This window comes from Streptomyces sp. NPDC005866 (assembly GCF_040629895.1).
Lineage (GTDB): Bacteria > Actinomycetota > Actinomycetes > Streptomycetales > Streptomycetaceae > Streptomyces.
This window is the reverse complement of record NZ_JBEXWP010000005.1, coordinates 57,962-77,968: the sequence shown is the minus strand read 5'-3', so window position 1 is coordinate 77,968 and position 20,007 is coordinate 57,962. Positions and strand designations below refer to the sequence as shown.

Here is a 20,007-nt window from a genome sequence, read left to right as displayed (position 1 = left end):
GAGCGTGAGCCAACGGCCGGTACATAGCCTGGCCGGACCCGGAAGATCGCGGGGGCCTGGGGGTGTCCCCCCAGAGAGCACAGCACTTCTTGTGTTCGAGCGGTGACTGACCGGGCATCACCGCTGGGCGAACACATGACTGACGAGTAGCTGAGGAAGAAGGAAGAGCCGTGACCGAGGGGGTCCGGGACGGGGAACTGCCGGACGATCTGACCGCTGCCGAGGCCGGGATGTGGCAGGCCTTCCGCAACGGCAGTGTGTACGACCTGAGCGGCGGCGACGCGCGCTTGGACGATCCGCACGGCGGCCATCCGTGGGGGCCGGAGCGGAGCGTGCGGGCGCGGATCGTCTGCTGGCTGCTGCTCGACGGGCCGCCGGCGCTCGCGGGCCGGGTGCCCTCGCTGAAGCTGGTCGGCGTGCGGATCACCGGCACCCTGGACCTGGCGGGCGGCACGGTCACGCCGTACGTCGAGCTGCGCGGCTGCCGTTTCGACGACGAGGTCCTGCTGCCGGAGGCTCATTTCACGACCGCGCGGTTCGTGGACTGCGCGGTGCCGCGCCTGGAGGCGGCCCGGGTGCGCACCGAGGGCGATCTGCATCTGCCGCGCTGCCGCTTCCTGGGCGGGGTCCGGCTGTCCGACGCGCACATCGGCACCGATCTGCTGCTGAACCAGGCGGTGGCGTACCGGGACCGCAGCGGACGGTCGATCGCGGCGGACGGCATGACCGTGGGGCAGGATCTGCAGGCGGAGCTCCTGGAGTCGTACGGGGAGCTGAGCCTGCGCAGCGCCAAGGTGGGCGTCTCGCTGAGCCTGCGCGGGGCCCGGCTGCGCAACCCCAACGGGCGGTTCGCGCTGAACGCGCCCCAGCTGACCGTCGGCCGCACCCTGTATCTGACCCCGGCCGGGGTGGGCGGCCCCTGGCGGAGCGGCACGACACCGGCGCGCGGGACGCGGATCCAGCGGTTCGAGTGCCAGGGCGGGATACGGCTGGACGACGGGCGGTTCGGGGACGCAGTCGACCTGGAGCGGGCGCGGTTCACCTTCACGGACGACCAGGAGCTGTCGCTGCTCCGGGTGCAGGCGCCGGAGGTGCGGTTCCTCGGGGAGGAACCGCAGCGCGGCCGGGTGGTGCTGTCGGGAGCCCGGACCGTGAACCTGGTGGACCGGGCGACCAGCTGGCCGGGCCCCGGGCGGCTGCACATGGGCGGGTTCGCCTACGAGAACCTGGTCCCGCGTGGTCCGTTCCCGCTGACCCGGCGGCTCGACTGGGTGGCGGCGGCGACCGCCGAGTACAACCCGGAGCCGTACGAGCGGCTCGCGACCGTACTGCGGGCCGCCGGCGAGGACGAGGACGCGCGCGAGGTGCAGCTCGCCAAGCAGCGCCGGCGCCGCGAGACGCTGCCGGTCGCCGCCAAGTTCTGGGGGTACGCACAGGACCTGACCGTGGCCTACGGTTACCGGCCGGGCCGGGCGGCGGTGTGGATGGCGGTGTTGTGGGCGGCGGGCACGCTCGCCTTCGCACACGCCCCGCACCCGCCGATGAGCTCCGGCGGGCACCCGGTCTGGGATCCGGCGCTGTTCGTCCTCGATCTGCTGCTGCCGGTGATCGATCTGGGCCAGGCCGGCCAGTGGCGTCTGAGCGGCGGCTGGCAGTGGGCGGCCGCCGTGATGATCCTGCTGGGCTGGATCCTGGCGACGACGGTGGCGGCGGGGGCTACGCGGCTGCTGAGGCGCGGCTAGGAGCCTGGCAGCCAGGCGTGTCCGGTGGACGGCACGAGGCGCACGTCCGACAGGTGACTAACAGACGAGCAACAGTCACCTTTTACCTGCCCTTGACCCAAAGTCGTACAACTTTCACGGAATTCGCCTGGCGGTCTGGCGCATGCTCGACCTGCGGACTTTCAATGGCGAGACCATGGCTTCACTGCGCGCGCTGTTCCGTTCCGCACGGACGGCAAGGACCACCCCGCGCCCCGCCCTCGGCCCGCTGCTGCCGGCCGACGACGAGGTACTCCTCGACGCGCCCGACGAGCGCCTCGCCCCCGCGCTGGTCGCGGCCGGCCAGGGCGAGTACCAGCCGGCCGCCCGACTGCTGGCCGGCACCAGGGCCACGGCCGAGTGGGAGGCACGGGACCGGTATGTGCACCGGCTCGCCCTCTTCGCCCGCTCCCGGGCCGAATGGCTGGGCGACTGGTCCACGGCCGCCCCGCACGACCCGGACCTGCTGCTGCTGCGGGCCCAGCTGGCGGTGGACCAGGCCTGGCCCTCCCCGGCCCGGACCGAGTTGCTACGCGCGGTGAGTCCCCTGATCACGGCAGCGGCACGCGGCGACGACCGGGACCCGGTGCCGTGGCGGGTGGCGCTGGACCACGCACGCGGCTCCAACGCCGGTCACAAGTACTTCGAGGAGCTGTGGGAGGCGGCGGTCCGCCGCGCCCCGCACCACTACGGCTGCCATGTGGCGGCCCTGCGCTATCTGGGCACGTACTGGCACGGCTCGCACGGCGAGTGCTTCGACTTTGCCGACCTGGCCGCCCAGGACGCCCCGGCCGACTCCCTCGTACAGGCCCTGCCGGCCCGCGCGGCCTTCGCCTATCTGACCGACGGCTGCGGCCCCGTGGTGCCGCCCGGCCGCCTGGACGCGGCGGCCGACCGGGCGATCGCCCTCTCCGCCAGGTTCCCGGCGGCCGACCCCTGGCCGGCCGAGATCCGCAACAAGCTGATGTACCTCCTGGTCCGGCTCGAACGCTGGGAGGCCGCCCGCACCCAGCTGCACCTGATCGGCCCGTACGTCACGTCGTTCCCCTGGGGCCGCCTGTCCGAGGACCCGCTGGGCCATTTCGTACGGCTGCGCACGCACCTGCTGGCCGGTACGGAACCGCTCCCCGAGACCGGACTGGTCCCCTCGCCGAGGAGCGCGGGGCGCCCACAGGGCGAGCACGGCGGACATGTTCCCGCCGATGACCACTAGGCTGTGGCGCCGTGACCACCGTCCGTCTTCCCCTCTTCCCGCTGAACTCGGTGCTGTTCCCGGGGCTGGTGCTGCCGCTGAACATCTTCGAGGAGCGCTACCGCGCCATGATGCGCGACCTGCAGAAGACCCCCGAGGAGGAACCGCGCCGGTTCGCCGTCGTGGCGATCCGCGACGGCCACGAGGTGGCACCGAGCGGACCGGGCATGCCGGATCCGACGGCCCAGCCCGACAGGGGCCCGGCGGCCGGCTTCGGACCCGACCCTCTCAAGTCCTTCCACCGGGTGGGCTGTGTGGCGGACGCGGCGACGATCCGGGAGCGGGCGAACGGCACGTTCGAGGTGCTGGCGACGGGGACGAGCCGGGTGCGGCTGCTCTCCGTCGACGCGTCGGGCCCGTTCCTGACGGCGGAACTGGAGGAGCTGCCGGAGGAACAGGGCGACGAGGCGGGCGCGCTGGCGGAGGGGGTCCTGCGTGCCTTCCGCCAGTACCAGAAGCGCCTGGCGGGAGCGCGGGAACGCTCGCTGTCGACGGGCGTCGACCTCCCCGACGAACCGTCCGTCGTCTCCTACCTGGTCGCGGCGGCGATGATGCACGACATCCCCACCAAGCAGCGTCTGCTCCAGGCTCCCGACACGGCGTCCCGGCTCCGCGACGAGCTGAAACTCCTTCGCTCCGAGACGGCGATCATCCGGAACCTGCCGTCACTGCCCGCGGCGGAGCTGACGCGGGCGCCGACGAGCCTGAACTGAGCCGGGGTCCCTGCCATGCCGAAGAAGCCGAACAAGAAACAGCAGCAGTCCGGAGGCACGCCGGCGACGGTGGCCCTGACCGCGGCGGGCGTGGACTTCGCCGTCCACTCCTACGACCACGACCCCTCCCACCCGTCCTACGGCGAGGAGGCGGCGGAGGCGATGGGCGTGTCCCCCGACCGTGTCTTCAAGACCCTGGTCGCGGAGGTGGACGGCACGCTCACGGTCGCGGTGGTGCCGGTGGCCGGCAGCCTGGACCTGAAGGCCCTGGCGACGGCGGTCGGCGGCAAACGCGCGGCGATGGCGGACCCGGTGCTGGCCGAGCGCACGACGGGCTACGTCAGGGGCGGCATCTCCCCGCTGGGCCAGCGCAGGAAGCTCCCCACGGTCCTGGACGCGTCGGCGTCGTCCCACCCCACCATCTGCGTCTCGGCGGGCCGCCGGGGCCTGGAGGTCGAGCTGTCCCCGATGTCCCTGGCGAAGCTGACCGGGGCGACCCTGGCACCCATCGGGCGTGTGTGACATCTCGACGCCCGCCCCTGAGCAGCCCGGCGGGGGCGGGAAAACCTACGCCGGCGGAGCCGCGTACGGCCCCTCCTCGTACGGCGGCTCCGGATCCCGGGGACCGAACAGCGCCGTCAGCCCCAGATGCACCAGCAACGCCGACAACGGCCACGCCAGCAACGCCCCCTTCGCCCCCAGCTTCAGCGGCGCCGAGAACGTGACTCCCTTCCCCAGGGCCTTCGCATGGGCGATCACGTCCTGCTCCGGCCCCAGCCACACCCCGACCCGCCACGCCAGCAGCGACCCGAGCAGCCCGCCGAGCCCCAGCGCCACCACCAGCGGCACACCCCCGGGCCGCCGCCACAGAAACGCCGCGCCCGCGCTCACCGCGCCGAACGCCAGCGCCAGCAGCGTGAACGTCCCGTCCACCCCCGCCGCCTGCTCCCCCTCGGTGTCCTTGAGGTAGACCACCCATTTCTGGCCGGAGTGGTCCCCCACCAGCGGAATATGCGGCGCCAGCCACAGCCACAGCAGCCCGAGCAGCACACCGCTCACCGCCACCGCGAGGACGATCACCGCGGCCTGACGCAGTTCGGTCTTCATCCCGGGACCGTCCTGTCCGTACGCTCCTTCGACCATCCCGGCAGGCGGCGGCGCCTGCCAGGCCTGATGCGAGGACTGGTCGTGCGGTGGCGGAGGCGGCGTCAACGGTGCGGTCACTCTGACATCGTGCCAGGCCGGCCTGTGCGGCGCGTCACCGGACGGCGGCCCGGCGGTACGCCCAGGTGGCGACGGCCAGCGAGACGAGCCCCACCCCGGCACACACGCCCAGGTCAACGAGGACGACGGCCCAGTCGGGATGCGCCCCGAAGGTCCGTGCGTAGGCCTCCACGCCGTACGTCGAAGGCAGCAGGTCACGCGCGAGCTGGATGATCCCCGGCATCCGGTCCGGCGGCAGTACACCGAGCAGCAGCGCCGCCGACATACCCAACTGCCCCAGCAGCGTGGCGAGTTCAGGCCGAGGCGCGAGCAGCCCGCAGGCGGCGCCGAGCCCGGACAGGGCCGCTCCCGCCAGCGGGATCACGGCGAGGAGAATCCACAGGTTGCCCAGCGGCAGCCCGAACAGCACACACCCGAAGACGGCCGTCACCAGCGTCCCCGGCACGGTGAAGGAGGCGTACGCCGCGGCCGCCCCGAGCACCACGGAGGCCGGCGGCACCGGCAGCGTGGCGTAGTGGTCGAGGCCACCACTCGCCCGGAGCTGCCCGAAGTACTGCGCCAGCAGGTTCAGGGCCACATAGGCGACGACGACCACCGACGCCCCCGCCACCACGGACTGGGCCTCGCCCCGGCTGTGCACCACACCACGCATCATGATCATGATGCCGACGGACTGGAAGGTCGCGACGAACAGCAGCGGGATGCGCGCCACCCGGGCGCGGGACAGCTGCGCCCGGTAGACGGCCACCAGCGACGGCCACAGACGCGCACGCGGGCCCAGTTCCGCCGCCGGGCCCGGCGCCGTCTCCTCCAGGGCCAGGGCACCGCCCGGCAGAACCTCCGCGGGTACGACACTCACGTCGCGCTGCTCCTCTTCCCAACGGCAACCACGGCACGTACGGCCGCCGCGCCTTTCCGTTCGGGCCCGGTCGCCCCGGCGTTCATGCTCACGCCTTCACCAGCCCCTGCCGTGCGGCGCCGCCCAGCGCCAGATAGACGTCCTCCAGGCTGGGCGTGGCGAGCGTGAAGTCGTCGAGGGCGGCGAAGGCGGCCCCGCCGGTCACCGTACCGACGACGGCACGCGCCTCCTCCGGCGCGAGGCGCAGCGTCCAGCGCCGGCCGGACTCGACGGCACGCTCGCGCAGGACGGCCACCTCGGGCACGTCCAGTGGGGCCCGCTCCCGCCACACCAGTTCGACCCGCACCTCGCCGGCGACCCGTTCCTTGAGCCCGGCCGGGGTGTCGCAGGCGATGACCCGCCCCTGGTCGAGCACGGCGACCCGGTCGAGGACCGTCTCGGCCTCGATGACATTGTGGGTGACCAGGACGACGGTCGCGCCGTGCTCGGCCCGCCGCCGGTCGACGGCGGCCCACACGGCCCGCCGGGCGACCGGATCCATCCCGGTCGTCGGCTCGTCGAGCACCAGCAACGGCCGTTCCCCGACCAGCGCCGCGGCGAAACAGGCCAGCCGCCGCTGCCCTCCGGAGAGCTTCTTGATCACCTGTGCGGCGAGGGGACCGAGTCCCAGCTCCTCGATCACGGCGTCCCGCTCGGCGCGGGCCTCCCGTACGTCCAGACCGCGCAGCCGCCCGGTGGTCTCGGCGGCCAGGGACACGGTCAGCTCGTCGAGGGCGCTGGACTCCTGTCCGAGATAGGCGAGGATCCGCGCGGCCCGCTCCGGATGCCGCACGATGTCGTGCCCGAGGATTTCGACGGTGCCGGCGTCGGGCCGCAGCAGCCCGGTGAGCTGCCGTACGAGGGTCGACTTGCCGGCCCCGTTCGGCCCGAGCAGCCCGAAGATCTCCCCGCGCCGGACATCGAGGTCCACCCCGTCGGTGGCCCGGACCTCGGGCACCGCGGGAGCCCCACGGCGCCCTTTGACCGCGGCGTAGGTCTTGGCCAGCCCACGCACGGCACACACCACGTCGCTCTGCTGCCGAAGTGCCCGACCCACGCCCGTACTCACAAGGGACGAGACTACGGGGTCGGCCCCGTTTACTCGCCTTTGGGGCGCCTCGGCTAGCACCCCCGCGAGTCCGCGGTCCCGTCAGTCATTCGGCCGGCGCATGCTCGGCCGCCCCCGCCGGCACATCGATCTCTCTCCAGAACCCCGCCCGAATGGCGTACCGGTCATGCTCGTCGATCTGGTCGTCCTTGTGCGCCAGCAACCCGAACCGGGCCGCGTACCGCAGCAGCTCCCCGTCGATACGATGCGGAATCCGCGGATACATCCCGGACAGCTTCTGCACATGGTTCTGGTCGCCGAGCCGCGAGATCCACCGCCGTGCGAACACCTGCCCGACCTCGTACGGATCCCCGCCGACCGTGGTGATGTCCTCCTCCCGGTCGGCCCACCGCTGCTCCGCCGTCGTCAGCTGTGCCAGCGTCGGCATGGAGCCGGCCTCCGCCGGCTCCGCGACCGCCCCTGGCCGGTCCACCCACCCCTTGTCGGAGGACCACCGCAGGGTCGCCGTCGTCGCCGTGGTCGCCGGATGCTGGACCGGCTGCGCCACGGGCCCCCCGGGCGCCCGCAGCGCGGCGAGGTCCTTCGGCGTGGGCACCCCCTTGGACGCCGGCACCCGCTCGGCCGTCCCGTTCTCCGCCGCGCTCGCCGCGGGGGCCCGCTCGGCCTCCTCGGACCCACGCTCGGCCCCGGCCGCCAGCCCCGCGTCGGGCAGTGGCGCGGAGAGGATCGCGGCGATCTCCGGCCGCGGCGCCGGCGGCGGCGCACAGACCCCGGTCAGCTCCTTGGCCCGTACCGCCTGGATGATCCACGCCCGGTCGAGGACGCGCCGCTCGTCGGCCTCCGCGACCAGGTCCTCGGACTGGTTGTAGTCCCCGTCGGCGGCCTGCACGGCCCACAGGTGTACGGCGACCCCGTGCTCCTTGGCGGCCATCATGCCAGGCAGCAGATCGCCGTCGCCGGTCACCAGGACGACGTCGGAGCAGGCGCGGTTGCGGGCCAGTTCGGTCAGCTCGGCGTGCATGGCCGCGTCCACGCCCTTCTGGGCCCAGCGTCCGTCGCTGCGGGTGAGGGCACCGAGCCGGACGGTCACCCGGGGCATCACCCGCAGCCGGCGGTGCTCGGGTTGCGGGACGCGGTCGGGGGCGCCGTCGAACCAGTAGATGCGCAGCAGTGGACGCTCGGTGTCGGATTCCGCGCGGTCGCGCAACGCCTGGATGAGCGCGGCGTGGTCGACGGTGATCCGGGATCGGGAGGGCTCACCGGCGAGGAGACTGGCGGCGGCACCCAGCAGATACCCGGCGTCCACCAGGACGATGCAGCGGTCCACGCGACTCACCCTCTTTCCGGGAGGTTTGCTTTCGGGGCTTCCTTCGAGTCTGCCCGACGGCGCGGGGGTTAACGGCCCGAACTCGATCTTCGGCGTGGCGTTTCGGCACCTCGCTCTCCGACAAACCCTGTTACGGACGGTAATTATCCGAAATGCGTCTGTTGTCAGGCTATGTGAATCTGAATTCGGCCCCTAGATCCCCCACAGGAGGCAGATCACCATGGCCAAGAACAAGAACCGCAAGCAGGGTGGCTCCCAGAACCGGGCGCCGCAGGCCGAGCAGGCCCACGAGCACGCGCAGCGTACGCCGACGGAGTCCCACGACTCGCCGGTGTCGCACATACAGGGCAGCCCCGCGGATGTTGCCCGTAAGCAGCAGAAGCGCTTCGGCCACAACTGAGCGGACTCACCAGGTCCCTCAGGGCTGTTGAAGCCCCGGCGCACGGAAGGGGCGCACCCGTACCGGGTGCGCCCCTTCCGTGCGCGTAGGACCGGAACCTAGCCGGCCAGGCAGGACGGGCCGAGCAGGACCTTCAAGTCGCCGAACAGGGCCGGGTCCGGCTTCACCCGGTGCCGGTCGAGGCGCAGCACGGTCGTCTTGGTCGGCCCCTGGAGCTTGATCCGGACCTCGCTGTCGCCCTTGTGGTGGTTGAGGATCTCGCCGAGGCGGCTGACCATCGGCGGGGTGATCCGGGTGGCCGGGATGGTGAGAACCACCGGCGCGTTGGCGCCCGCGGCTGACAGGTCCGGGATCGCCAGTTCCATCGCCACCAGGCGGGGCACGTCCTCGCGCTTGTCGAGGCGGCCCTTGACGAACACGACCGCGTCCTCGACGAGTTGGGTCGAGATCAGCTGGTAGGTCGCCGGGAAGAACATGCACTCGATGGAGCCCGCGAGGTCCTCGACGGTGGCGATCGCCCAGGCGTTGCCCTGCTTGGTCATCTTGCGCTGGAGACCGGAGATGATGCCGCCGATGGTGACGACCGCGCCGTCGGCGTGCTCGCCGCCGGTGAGCTGGGAGATGCCCGCGTCGGCCTTGTCGGAGAGCACGTGCTCCAGTCCGAAGAGCGGGTGGTCGGAGACGTACAGACCGAGCATCTCCCGTTCCTGGGCGAGCAGATAGGTCTTGTCCCACTCCTCCTCGGTGAACTGCACGTCGAGTCCGAAGCCGGGCTCGCTGCTGGTCTCCTCGCCCATCCCGCCGAAGAGGTCGAACTGGCCCTCGGCCTCCTTGCGCTTGACCGCGACCACGTTGTCGATCATCGGTTCGTACTGCGCGGTGAGGCCCTTGCGGGTGTGCCCCAGGGTGTCGAACGCGCCCGCCTTGATCAGCGATTCCGTGGTCCGCTTGTTGCAGGCGGCCGCGTCGATCTTGTCGAGGTAGTCGGGGAAGGAGGCGTACTTGCCCTTGGCCTTACGGCTCTTGATGATCGACTCGACCACGTTCGTACCGACGTTGCGCACGGCCTCCAGGCCGAACAGGATCACGTCGTCGCCCTGGGCCGCGAAGTTGTGCACCGACTCGTTGACGTTCGGCGGGAGCACCTTGATGCCCATGCGGCGGCACTCGTTGAGGTAGATCGCCGACTTGTCCTTGTCGTCCTTCACGGACGTCAGCAGGGCGGCCATGTACTCGGCGGGGTGGTTCGCCTTGAGGTACGCGGTCCAGTAGGAGACCAGGCCGTACGCGGCCGAGTGGGCCTTGTTGAACGCGTAGCCGGCGAAGGGGACCAGCACGTCCCACAGGGCCTGGATCGCCTCGTCGCTGTAGCCCTTGTCCCGGGCGCCCTTCTGGAAGAGGACGAAGTTCTTCGCCAGTTCGTCGGGCTTCTTCTTGCCCATCACGCGGCGCAGGATGTCGGCCTCGCCGAGCGAGTAGCCCGCGATGATCTGGGCGGCCTTCTGCACCTGCTCCTGGTAGACGATCAGGCCGTAGGTGACGGCCAGGACCTCTTGCAGGGGCTCCTCCAGCTCCTTGTGGATCGGGGTGATCTCCTGGAGCTTGTTCTTGCGCAGCGCGTAGTTGGTGTGCGAGTCCATGCCCATCGGGCCGGGACGGTAGAGCGCCGACACGGCGGAGATGTCTTCGAAGTTGTCGGGCTTCATCAGGCGCAGCAGCGAGCGCATGGGGCCGCCGTCGAACTGGAAGACGCCGAGGGTGTCGCCGCGCTGGAGGAGGTCGAAGGTCTTCGGGTCGTCGAGCGGCAGGGCCAGCAGGTCGAGGTCGATGCCCTTGTTGGACTTCACCATCTTGACGGCGTCGTCCATGATCGTCAGGTTGCGCAGGCCGAGGAAGTCCATCTTCAGCAGGCCGAGCGACTCGCACTGCGGGTAGTCCCACTGCGTGATGGTCACGCCGTCGGTGTGCCGCACCCAGATCGGGGCGTGGTCGACGATGGGCTCGCTGGACATGATCACGCCGGCCGCGTGCACACCCATCTGCCGGACCAGGCCCTCGACGCCCTTGGCGGTGTCGATGACCTTCTTGACGTCCGGTTCGTTCTCGTACATCCCGCGGATCTCGCCCGCCTCGTTGTAGCGCGGGTGCGAGGGGTTGGTGATGCCGTCCAGGTCGATGCCCTTGCCGAGGACGTCGGCGGGCATCGCCTTGGTGAGGCGGTCACCCATCGCGTACGGGTAGCCCAGCACGCGCGCGGAGTCCTTGATGGCGTTCTTGGCCTTGATCTTGCCGTAGGTGCCGATCATGGCGACCTTGTCGGCGCCGTACTTCTCCGTGACGTACCTGATCACCTCGACGCGCCGGCGCTCGTCGAAGTCGATGTCGACGTCGGGCATGGAGACGCGCTCGGGGTTGAGGAACCGCTCGAAGATCAGACCGTGCGGGATCGGGTCGAGGTCGGTGATGCCCATGGCGTAGGCGACGATCGAGCCGGCCGCGGAGCCTCGGCCGGGGCCGACCGCGATGCCGTTGTTCTTGGCCCACATGATGAAGTCGGCGACCACGAGGAAGTAGCCGGGGAACCCCATCTGGATGATGACGTCCATCTCGTAGTCGGCCTGCTTCTGGCGGTCGTCGGGGATGCCGCCGGGGAAGCGGCGCTCCATGCCGCGGCGGACCTCCTCCTTGAACCAGCTGACCTCGGTGTAGCCCTCGGGGATGTCGAACTTGGGCATCAGGTCGCGCTTCTCGAACATGCCGGTGGTGTCCACCATCTCGGCGACGAGGAGCGTGTTGGCGCAGCCCTGCTGCCAGGCGTCCGAGGAGTCGATGGCGTACATCTCGTCCGTGGACTTCAGGTAGTAGCCGGTGCCGTCGAACTTGAAGCGGTCGGGGTCGGAGAGGTTCTTGCCGGTCTGGATGCACAGCAGTGCGTCGTGGGCGGTCGCCTCGTGCGCGTACGTGTAGTGCGAGTCGTTGGTGACCAGCGGGGGGATGCCGAGCTTCTTGCCGATCTCCAGGAGGCCGTCGCGGACCCGGTGCTCGATCTCGATGCCGTGGTCCATCAACTCCAGGAAGTAGCGGTCCTTGCCGAAGATGTCCTGGTAGTCGGCGGCCGCCTTCAGGGCCTCGTCGTACTGGCCGAGGCGCAGCCGGGTCTGGAGCTCGCCGGAGGGGCAGCCGGTGGAGGCGACGATGCCCTCGGACCACTGGGCGATGGTCTCCTTGTCCATCCGGGGCCACTTCTGCAGCCAGCCCTCGGCGTAGGCGTCGGAGGAGAGCCGGAAGAGGTTGTGCAGGCCGGTCTTGTTCACGGCCCACATCGTCTTGTGGGTGTAACCACCGGAACCGGAGACGTCGTCCCGCTTCTGGTGCGGCTGGCCCCACTGGATCTTGCGCTTGTTGCGCCGGGACTCGGGGGCGACATAGGCCTCGATCCCGATGATCGGGGTGATTCCGGCCTTCTGGGCAGTGTGGAAGAAGTCGTACGCACCATGGAGGTTGCCGTGGTCGGACATGGCGATGTGCGTCATGCCCATCTCGTTGCAGGCGTTGAACATGTCCTTCAGCCGCGCGGCACCGTCCAGCAGCGAGTACTGGGTGTGGACGTGCAGGTGCGTGAAGGGCGGCTTTGACACGGTTTCGGCCTCCAAAGGAAACGTGCGTCGACGATCTTCCGACCGGCTGCGGACCGACTGCGGACAGTCTGGTGGGACGGCGAAATCCTATGCCTCGGCACTGACAATTCGCGTACCACCCCGCGTACCTTCATGCGAGGAAAGCGGGCGCCGCACGGGCACTCCCCCGGACCTTCGCACGTTGGTCCGAGCGGGAGATCCCAGTGAGAGATCCCGCCAGATCCAGTAAGGGAACCGTAAGAGTTCCGCCCCATACGTCAGGCACCACCCGTACCAGGAGGCACCCAGCGATGTCGGTCCCCCAGCTCAACGACGAGCAGCGCGGCGAGGAGATCCTCGCCGTCTTCGACACCGCCTTCGGCGAGCTCCTGGCCGCCGACCCGTCCGCGTTCCGCGTGAAGTTCCGGAAGATGGCGGCCTCGGCCTTCGCCTTCTACCGGGGCACGGCGGGGCTCTTCTACCACGACGTGACTGCGAACAAAGAGTTCGGGTCGAAGCGCGGCGGCCCGTTCCTGGACGAACGCACCTCGCGCGTGTGGATCCACGGCGACCTGCACGCGGAGAACTTCGGCACGTACATGGACTCCAACGGCCGCCTGGTCTTCAACGTCAACGACTTCGACGAGGCCTACGTCGGCCCCTTCACCTGGGACCTGAAGCGCTTCTCCGCCTCCATCGCGCTGATCGGGTACGCGAAGGCGCTCAGCGACGAGCAGATCACCGAGCTGGTCGAGGTGTACGCGGGCGCGTACCGGGAGCGGATCCACGCGCTGGCGACCGGCGCGAAGAGCGACGAGGTGCCGCCGTTCACCCTGGACACCGCCGAGGGCCCGCTGCTCGGCGCGCTGCGCGCGGCCCGCTCGCTGACCCGCTTCGAGCTGCTGGACTCGATGACGGAGATCCGTGACTTCGAGCGCCGCTTCGCCTCCGGCGGCGGCTCCATCGAGCTGGACGCGGCCACCCGCTACAAGGTGCTGGCGGCCTTCGACGGCTATCTGGAGACGCTTCCGGAGTCGTCCCTGTCCCGCCCGGACTCCTACCGCGTCAAGGACGTCGTCGGCCGCCGCGGTATCGGCATCGGCTCGGCCGGCCTGCCGTCGTACAACATCCTCCTGGAGGGCCACACGGACGCCCTGGAGAACGACGTGGTGATCTACATCAAGCAGGCCCAGACCCCGGCCGTCTCCCGGCACATCACGGACCCGGCGATCCGGGACTACTTCCAGCACGAGGGGCACCGCACGGTGATCTCCCAGCGCGCCCTGCAGGCGCACGCCGACCCGTGGCTGGGCTGGACCGAGCTGGACGGCGCCGGGCAGCTGGTCGCCGAGGTGTCGCCGTACGCGGTGGACCTGGACTGGAGCGACATCGACGATCCGGAGGAGATCGCGGCGGTCGTCGCGGACCTCGGCCGGGCCACGGCGTCGATGCACTCGGCGGCCGACGACCAGTCCGGCGAGTCCCTGGTGCCGTTCTCCACCGAGCGGGCCATCGACGCGGCGATCGCGGCGGACTCCGATGAGGGCGCGGGCTTCGATCAGCTCCTTGTGGACTTCGCGCACAGCTACGGCGCACGCGCGCGTGCCGACCACCAGATCTTCGTCGACCTCTTCCGCAACGGCCGCATTCCAGGGCTGTAACCTTCGCGGATTCACAGGGCTCTTTTAGGGGTCCCTTACATGAGTACGTGACAGACTCTCCACCGCTATGGACATATCCGGGACCCAGCTCAGAGCCGTGCGCGCGGCGCTGTTCACGGCCTTCGTCGTGACGCTCAGCACCGCGTCGCACGTACTGCTGTCCCGGGCCCCGCTGCCGGTCACGACGGTGGCCGCGGTCGCCGTCGGCGTGTTCGTCACGGCGTACGCGCTGGCGGGCCGCGAGCGTGGCTTCGGCCGGATCGCGGCCCTGCTGATCCCGCTGGAACTGGCCGCCGACACGGTCTTCACCACCGGCCAGCACGCCTGCTACGGCCGGGCGGGCGGCCCCATCGCGGGCCCGCTGCGCGCGGTCGGCCTCGACGTGCTGTGCCGGGGCGGCACGGTGGGCACCCCGCTGGCCCAGATGACCGACGGCTCCCGGGCCGCCGCGGCGCTCGCCCACGCCGACCCGGCCGCGGCCTGGCTGCTGCTCGCGGCGCATGTCGGCGTCGGCCTGCTGGCCGCCGCCTGGCTGCGTCGCGGCGAGCGCGCCCTGACCCAGCTGCTGCGCGCGATCGCCGCCACCACCTTCCGCCCGCTGCTCCTCGCGTTCGCCGCGGGCGCGGTCCGGCTGGTTCCGGTACGACGGCTGCCGCGCCCGGCGCCGCGCACGGCCGCCGCCCGCGATCTGCTCCTCGTGCACTCCCTGGGACGGCGTGGACCGCCGTGCTCCCGGGCGCTCGCTCTCGCCGTCGCCTGAGCGCCTTCGCATAAGCGCCCTCGCCCGAGCACGTCCTCGTCCTCGTCCTCGTCCGAGCACGACGAGTCCCCACACGTATCCCGCGCACGACATGTGCGCGTCCCATAGGGAGATCACCATCATGAGCCAGCGGAACAGCCAGTCCGCCAAGAACGCGGCCCGGGAGCGACTGCGCGTCGAGCGCGAGAAGCAGGCCAAGCGGGCCAAGGTCAAGCGCCAGGTCATCGTGGCCGGCTCGGTCGTGGCCGTGCTGGCCGCGGCCGGCGGCATAGGTTACGCCGTCGTCCAGGCCAACAAGCCCGGCTACTGGGAGGACGAGAAGGCCGCCAAGGTCGTCGCCCCGGCTAACACCACGGGCACCGACGGCACCACCGTCGTGATCGGCAAGTCCACCGCCAAGAAGACCCTCAAGGTCTACGAGGACCCGCGCTGCCCGATCTGTGCCCAGTTCGAGCAGACGGTCGGCCCCACGGTGCAGAAGGACATCGACGACGGCAAGTTCAAGATCCAGTACATCGGCGGCACGTTCATCGACGGCGACTCGCTGGGCAAGGGCAAGATCGGCACCAACGGCGAGGGCTCCAAGAACGCGATGAGCGCCATGGGCGCCGCGCTGAACGTCAGCCCGGAGGCGTTCCTGGAGTACAAGACCGCGCTCTACTCGGCGAAGTGGCACCCCCAGGAGACGACCGACAAGTTCAAGAACGACAGCTACCTCATCGAGGTCGCCAACACGGTCCCGGCGCTGAAGAACAACAAGTCCTTCCAGGACGCGGTGAAGTCCGGCAAGTACGACGCGTGGGCGCTGGCCATGTCGAAGACCTTCGACACCAACAAGGACGGCGTGACGGGCACCCCGAGCTTCGTCATGAACGGCAAGATGCTCACGACCGGCTCCAGCGGCAACCCGCCGATGACGGTCGCGGACTTCAACTCCGTGGTGGACGCGGCCCTCAAGGCCTGACGCCAAGCGGAACTCCCGGCCCCGAGTGAAGAGCAGGCGAACTTTCACAGGTTCGCCCGCTCTTGTCCATACTGGTCAGTAACCTGATCGGCCGTGACCAGTCGAAACAGATCAACACAGTCTTCCGAGGGCGCCAACTCCCTCTCCCCCCGCCGCCGTACGGTCGTCAAGGCCGCGGCGGCGACCGCTGTCCTGGCCGCCCCGTTCGCCGCCGCGCTGCCGGCCCGGGCGGCCTCGGACACCCCCGCCTTCCTGCACGGCATCGCCTCCGGCGACCCGCTGCCCGACGGCGTCCTGCTGTGGACCCGGGTGACGCCGACCGCCGACGCCACCCCCGGCTCCGGTGCCGGCGCCGACACCGAGGTCAGCTGGGTCGTCGCCACCGACAAGGCGCTGACGAACGTCGTCTCCCGCGGCTCCGCCACCGCGACCGCCGCCTCCGACCACACGGTCAAGGCCGACATCCGCGGTCTCGCCCCGGCCACCGACTACTGGTTCCGCTTCTCGGCCGGCGGCACGGACTCCCCGGTGGGGCGCACCCGCACCGCCCCGGCGGCCGACGCCTCCGTCTCCGGCCTGCGCTTCGGCGTGGTCTCCTGCGCCAACTGGGAGGCCGGCTACTTCGCGTCCTACCGTCACCTGGCCGCCCGCAACGACCTGGACGCCTGGCTGCACCTCGGCGACTACATCTACGAGTACGGCACCGGCGAGTACGGCACCCGTGACACCGTGGTCCGCCGGCACGCGCCCACCCATGAGATCACCACCCTCGCCGACTACCGCACCCGGCACGGCAAGTACAAGACCGACGCCGACCTGCAGGCCCTGCACGCCAAGGCGCCGGTCATCGCGATCTGGGACGACCACGAGTTCGCCAACGACTCCTGGTCCGGCGGCGCCCAGAACCACACCGAGGGCACCGAAGGCACCTGGACGGGCCGTCAGGCCGCCGCCAAGCAGGCCTACTTCGAGTGGATGCCGGTCCGCCCGGCCATCGCCGGCACCACCTACCGCCGGCTGCGCTTCGGCAAGCTCGCCGACCTCTCCCTGCTCGACCTGCGCTCCTTCCGCTCGCAGCAGGTCTCCACGGGCAGCGGCTCGGTCGACGACCCGGACCGCACCATCACCGGCCGCGCCCAGCTCGACTGGCTGAAGGCCGGCCTGAAGACCTCCGACACCACCTGGCGGCTGGTCGGCAACTCGGTGATGATCTCGCCGTTCGCCATCGGCTCGCTCTCCGCCGACCTGCTCAAGCCGCTCGCCAAGCTGCTCGGGCTGCCGCAGGACGGCCTCGCCCTCAACACCGACCAGTGGGACGGCTACACCGACGACCGCCGCGAGCTGCTGGCCCACCTGCGCTCCAACGCGATCGGCAACACGGTGTTCCTGACCGGCGACATCCACATGGCGTGGGCGAACGACGTGCCGGTGGACGCCGGGACCTACCCGCTCTCCGCCTCGGCCGCCACGGAGTTCGTGGTCACCTCGGTGACCTCGGACAACCTGGACGACATCCTCAAGGTCTCCCCGGGCGCCGTCTCCACCGTGGCCGCGCCGATCATCCAGCTGGCCAACCGCCATGTGCACTGGGTCGACACCGACCGCCACGGCTACGGCGTCCTGGACATCACCGCCGCCCGGGCGCAGATGGACTACTACGTCCTCTCCGACAAGACGAAGGCCGACGCGACCTCGTCCTGGGCGCGTTCGTACCGCACCCGCAGCGGCACCCAGAAGGTCGAGCGCACCTACGACCCGGTGTAGCCCTCACCTACAGCGTGTCGAGGAAGCCGAGCGCCACCCGCCAGGTGGCCTCGGCGGCCTCCTCGTCGTAGTCCGGGAGACCGGGGTCGGTGTAGAGGTGCCCGGCGCCCGCGTACCGGTAGATCTCCACATCGGCGCCGGCCCGGCCCATCTGCAGATACCAGGCGCTCAGCCAGTCGTCGGTCTCGAAGGCGTCCGGCTCGGCCACATGCAGCTGCACCGGCAGCTCGTCCACCGAGGCGTTCGCCGCGATGTCCGACGTGCCGTGCAGAAGCAGCAGCCCACGTGCCCGCTGGTCACCCAGCGCCAGCGTCTGCGCGATCGAGGCGCCCAGCGAGAACCCCGCGTACACCAGCCCGCGCTCCGAGTACGGCGCCGCCGCCAGCACGGCCCGCTTCAGCAGCTCGTCCTTGCCGATCGACTCGTTGAACTCCATGCCCTCCTCGACCGTGTCGAACGTGTGCCCCTCGAAGAGGTCCGGCGTCCACACCTCGTGCCCCGCGGCACGCAGCCGGTCCGCGGCCTCGCGCACCGCGGGCCTGAGGCCATAGGTCGAGTGAAAGAGCATGATGTTCATGCGCCCATGGTGCCAGCCGGTACCGACCGCACTTGTGACGCCCCTGACACCGGTCTGCATGTTCAGGACCCCGTCGATCTGGTTACGTTCGGACCCATGGAGTTGGAAAACGTACTCCGCCCGCTGATCGTGGTCGGCGGCGCCGTCGTCCTCACCCTGCTGATCGGCTGGGCGACCGACCTGCTGCTGCGCAAGGCCGACGCACGGCACAACGAGACCCCGCTGTGGGGTCTGCTGCGCCGCGCCCGCATCCCCTACCAGCTGGTGCTGTGCTCGGCCCTGCTCAGAGGTTCCTACGACCAGGCCGAGGTGCTGCTGGGGCACCGGGTCGCCGTCGGCCAGATCCTCACCCTGGTGCTGATCGGGTCGGCCGCCTGGCTGGTGGTGCGGATCGCGGCGGCGATCGTCGAGTCCTCGTACACCCGCTACGCCCGCGGCCACACCGACGCGGCCCGGGTCCGCCGGGTGCGCACCCAGGTGTCGCTGATCATGCGCGTGGTGGCGGCGGTCGTCGGGGTGGTGGCCGTGGCGGCGATGCTGCTGACCTTCCCGGCGATGCGCGCGGCCGGCGCCTCGCTGCTGGCCTCCGCCGGAATCCTCGGCATAGTCGCCGGTGTGGCCGCCCAGTCCACGCTGGCGAACATGTTCGCGGGTCTGCAGATCGCCTTCGGCGACATGGTCCGTCTGGGCGACACGGTCGTCGTGGACGGCGAGTGGGGCACGGTCGAGGAGATCACCCTGACCTTTCTGACGGTACGGACCTGGGACGAGCGCCGGATCACCATGCCGGTGTCGTACTTCACTTCCAAACCCTTCGAGAACTGGTCCCGGGGTACCCCGCAGATGACCGGGATCGTCTACTGGCACCTCGACCACTCGGCGCCGATCGAGCCGATGCGCGAGAAGCTCCGGGACATCGTGCGCGAGTGCCCGGCCTGGGACGGACGGAACTACGGTCTGGCGGTCACCGATTCCACCCCGAACACCCTCCAGGTGCGGGCCCTGGTGACCGCCAAGGACGCTGACGACATCTGGACGGTCCGGGTGACCGTCCGCGAGCAGATGATCACCTGGCTGACCGCCGAGCACCCCTACGCCCTGCCCCGGGTCAACACCGCCGACGCGGTCCTGCCGCCGGGCGGGATCATCCCCTCCCAGGACGGGGTGACGGCAGGCCGGCGCCTGCACGAGCCGCCCCGCACCGGTCGCGGCTGACCGCGCCCTACGGCTGCCCCGTCCCGTCAGTGGCCGCGCTCGGCGCCGCCGTTGACCTGGATGACCTGCGAGGTGATGTGCCCGGCGGCCGGGGAGGCCAGCCAGTGCAGGGTGGCGGCGACGTCACCGGGTATGCCGGCCCGCCCGGTCGACGTCTCGGCGACGAGTTGCTCCCGCCGCGTCTCCTCGACCGGGCCGCCGAAGAACTCGGTGTCCTCGATGTACCCGGGCGCGACCACGTTCACGGTGACCCCGTGCGGCCCCAGCTCCCGGGCGAGACCGTGGGCGTACGGGTGCAGGGCGGCCTTGGCGGCGGCGTAGGACCCGGTCCCCGAGCCCCGGTACGCGGCAATGGAGCTGAGGAACAGCACCCGTCCGCCGGGGTCGGCGAGCCGGCTCTTCAGCGCCTCCGTGAGCAGGACGGCGGTCAGCGTGTTCTGCCGGAAGTTGCCCGTCCAGGTGCGGGCCACCGCGTCGAGCGGATCGCCGGCCTCCGCGTCTGGCGCGAAGGCCGCGTTTCCTCCGGCGCTGTGGATGAGCACGTCCACGGTCCCGAACTCGTCGGCGACGTACCGCGCCACGCCCCGCACCTCGGCCGGCTCGGTCAGATCGGCGGCATACCAGACCGCCCCCGGCACCCCGGCCTTCTCCAGCGCCTCTCTGCGCCGCCCGAGCAGCAGCACATCATCCCCGTCGGCGGCGAACACCCGCGCCGCGGCGAGCCCGATCCCTGTTGCTCCACCACTGATCACAATGTTCCGAGCCATGATCCGAGACTACGAGCGCACCGCCGACCCCGCTTCCGG

Annotated in this window: 17 protein-coding genes; 10 read left to right on the top strand and 7 right to left on the bottom strand. The window is 70.8% G+C overall.

Translation table 11 applies throughout. The features are described 5' to 3' along the window. The first annotated feature begins 170 nt into the window (after positions 1–170). The 4 genes from ABZ396_RS09310 to ybaK all read left to right on the top strand — a co-directional run bounded on the left by ABZ396_RS09310 (position 171) and on the right by ybaK (position 4,247). A complete protein-coding gene (locus ABZ396_RS09310) occupies positions 171–1,742 on the top strand; it encodes an oxidoreductase (protein WP_358914256.1) in 1,572 nt (523 codons plus the stop codon). A 175-nt stretch (positions 1,743–1,917) separates the two neighbouring features. Further along, positions 1,918–2,973 (top strand): hypothetical protein, encoded by a 1,056-nt coding sequence (locus tag ABZ396_RS09305; protein WP_358914254.1) that lies wholly within the window; start codon positions 1,918–1,920, stop codon positions 2,971–2,973. Positions 2,974–2,984: 11 nt separating this feature from the next. After that, complete coding sequence (locus ABZ396_RS09300; protein ID WP_358914253.1) at positions 2,985–3,725, top strand: LON peptidase substrate-binding domain-containing protein; 741 nt, start codon at positions 2,985–2,987, stop codon at positions 3,723–3,725. 15 nt (positions 3,726–3,740) lie between these two features. Further along, complete coding sequence (ybaK, locus tag ABZ396_RS09295) at positions 3,741–4,247, top strand: Cys-tRNA(Pro) deacylase (protein ID WP_358914252.1); 507 nt, start codon at positions 3,741–3,743, stop codon at positions 4,245–4,247. 45 nt (positions 4,248–4,292) lie between these two features. Here ybaK and ABZ396_RS09290 read toward each other — a convergent pair whose 3' ends face one another. From ABZ396_RS09290 to ABZ396_RS09275, 4 genes are all read right to left on the bottom strand, one after another. Then, a complete protein-coding gene (locus ABZ396_RS09290; RefSeq protein WP_358914250.1) occupies positions 4,293–4,949 on the bottom strand; it encodes an AAA family ATPase in 657 nt (218 codons plus the stop codon). Between the two features lie 34 nt (positions 4,950–4,983). Further along, on the bottom strand, positions 4,984–5,808 hold the full coding sequence (locus tag ABZ396_RS09285) for an ABC transporter permease (protein ID WP_358914248.1): 825 nt from the start codon (positions 5,806–5,808) through the stop codon (positions 4,984–4,986). An 88-nt stretch (positions 5,809–5,896) separates the two neighbouring features. Continuing rightward, positions 5,897–6,871, bottom strand: a complete 975-nt coding sequence (locus ABZ396_RS09280) for an ABC transporter ATP-binding protein (RefSeq protein WP_358914771.1) — start codon at positions 6,869–6,871, stop codon at positions 5,897–5,899. Between the two features lie 130 nt (positions 6,872–7,001). Continuing rightward, positions 7,002–8,243, bottom strand: a complete 1,242-nt coding sequence (locus tag ABZ396_RS09275) for an NYN domain-containing protein (protein WP_358914246.1) — start codon at positions 8,241–8,243, stop codon at positions 7,002–7,004. 220 nt (positions 8,244–8,463) lie between these two features. Between ABZ396_RS09275 and ABZ396_RS09270 the strand changes: the two genes are divergently transcribed. Continuing rightward, entirely contained in the window at positions 8,464–8,643 is a 180-nt protein-coding gene (locus ABZ396_RS09270) for a hypothetical protein (protein ID WP_358914244.1), read from the top strand. Positions 8,644–8,741: 98 nt separating this feature from the next. On the opposite strand, the gene dnaE is transcribed toward ABZ396_RS09270, so the two are convergent. Continuing rightward, entirely contained in the window at positions 8,742–12,281 is a 3,540-nt protein-coding gene (gene dnaE / locus ABZ396_RS09265; protein WP_358914242.1) for a DNA polymerase III subunit alpha, read from the bottom strand. A gap of 290 nt (positions 12,282–12,571) precedes the next feature. Between dnaE and ABZ396_RS09260 the strand changes: the two genes are divergently transcribed. The 4 genes from ABZ396_RS09260 (at position 12,572) to ABZ396_RS09245 (ending at position 17,409) form a co-directional block, all read left to right on the top strand. Next, positions 12,572–13,921: a DUF2252 domain-containing protein gene (locus tag ABZ396_RS09260; protein ID WP_358914241.1), complete on the top strand. Its 1,350-nt coding sequence runs from the start codon at positions 12,572–12,574 to the stop codon at positions 13,919–13,921. Between the two features lie 67 nt (positions 13,922–13,988). After that, entirely contained in the window at positions 13,989–14,681 is a 693-nt protein-coding gene (locus ABZ396_RS09255; protein WP_358914239.1) for a hypothetical protein, read from the top strand. Positions 14,682–14,802: 121 nt separating this feature from the next. Further along, entirely contained in the window at positions 14,803–15,645 is an 843-nt protein-coding gene (locus tag ABZ396_RS09250) for a thioredoxin domain-containing protein (protein ID WP_358914237.1), read from the top strand. A 93-nt stretch (positions 15,646–15,738) separates the two neighbouring features. After that, positions 15,739–17,409, top strand: coding sequence for an alkaline phosphatase D family protein (locus ABZ396_RS09245; RefSeq protein ID WP_358914235.1), 1,671 nt, complete (start codon positions 15,739–15,741; stop codon positions 17,407–17,409). A gap of 7 nt (positions 17,410–17,416) precedes the next feature. Here ABZ396_RS09245 and ABZ396_RS09240 read toward each other — a convergent pair whose 3' ends face one another. Then, positions 17,417–17,986, bottom strand: a complete 570-nt coding sequence (locus ABZ396_RS09240; RefSeq protein ID WP_358914233.1) for a dienelactone hydrolase family protein — start codon at positions 17,984–17,986, stop codon at positions 17,417–17,419. A gap of 102 nt (positions 17,987–18,088) precedes the next feature. Between ABZ396_RS09240 and ABZ396_RS09235 the strand changes: the two genes are divergently transcribed. Beyond that, on the top strand, positions 18,089–19,201 hold the full coding sequence (locus ABZ396_RS09235) for a mechanosensitive ion channel domain-containing protein (protein ID WP_358914769.1): 1,113 nt from the start codon (positions 18,089–18,091) through the stop codon (positions 19,199–19,201). 26 nt (positions 19,202–19,227) lie between these two features. Here the strand turns inward: ABZ396_RS09235 and ABZ396_RS09230 are convergent, their stop codons facing one another. Further along, complete coding sequence (locus tag ABZ396_RS09230; RefSeq protein ID WP_358914232.1) at positions 19,228–19,968, bottom strand: SDR family oxidoreductase; 741 nt, start codon at positions 19,966–19,968, stop codon at positions 19,228–19,230. Between the last annotated feature and the right edge of the window lie 39 nt (positions 19,969–20,007).

Coding starts and splice junctions, on each gene's coding strand:
- ABZ396_RS09250 (WP_358914237.1), top strand. CDS start 14,803: ATGAGCCAGCGGAACAGCCAGTCCGCCAAGAACGCGGCCCGGGAGCGA.
- ABZ396_RS09230 (WP_358914232.1), bottom strand. CDS start 19,968: ATGGCTCGGAACATTGTGATCAGTGGTGGAGCAACAGGGATCGGGCTC.
- ABZ396_RS09270 (WP_358914244.1), top strand. CDS start 8,464: ATGGCCAAGAACAAGAACCGCAAGCAGGGTGGCTCCCAGAACCGGGCG.
- ABZ396_RS09255 (WP_358914239.1), top strand. CDS start 13,989: ATGGACATATCCGGGACCCAGCTCAGAGCCGTGCGCGCGGCGCTGTTC.
- ABZ396_RS09240 (WP_358914233.1), bottom strand. CDS start 17,986: ATGAACATCATGCTCTTTCACTCGACCTATGGCCTCAGGCCCGCGGTG.
- ABZ396_RS09305 (WP_358914254.1), top strand. CDS start 1,918: ATGGCTTCACTGCGCGCGCTGTTCCGTTCCGCACGGACGGCAAGGACC.
- ABZ396_RS09260 (WP_358914241.1), top strand. CDS start 12,572: ATGTCGGTCCCCCAGCTCAACGACGAGCAGCGCGGCGAGGAGATCCTC.
- ybaK (WP_358914252.1), top strand. CDS start 3,741: ATGCCGAAGAAGCCGAACAAGAAACAGCAGCAGTCCGGAGGCACGCCG.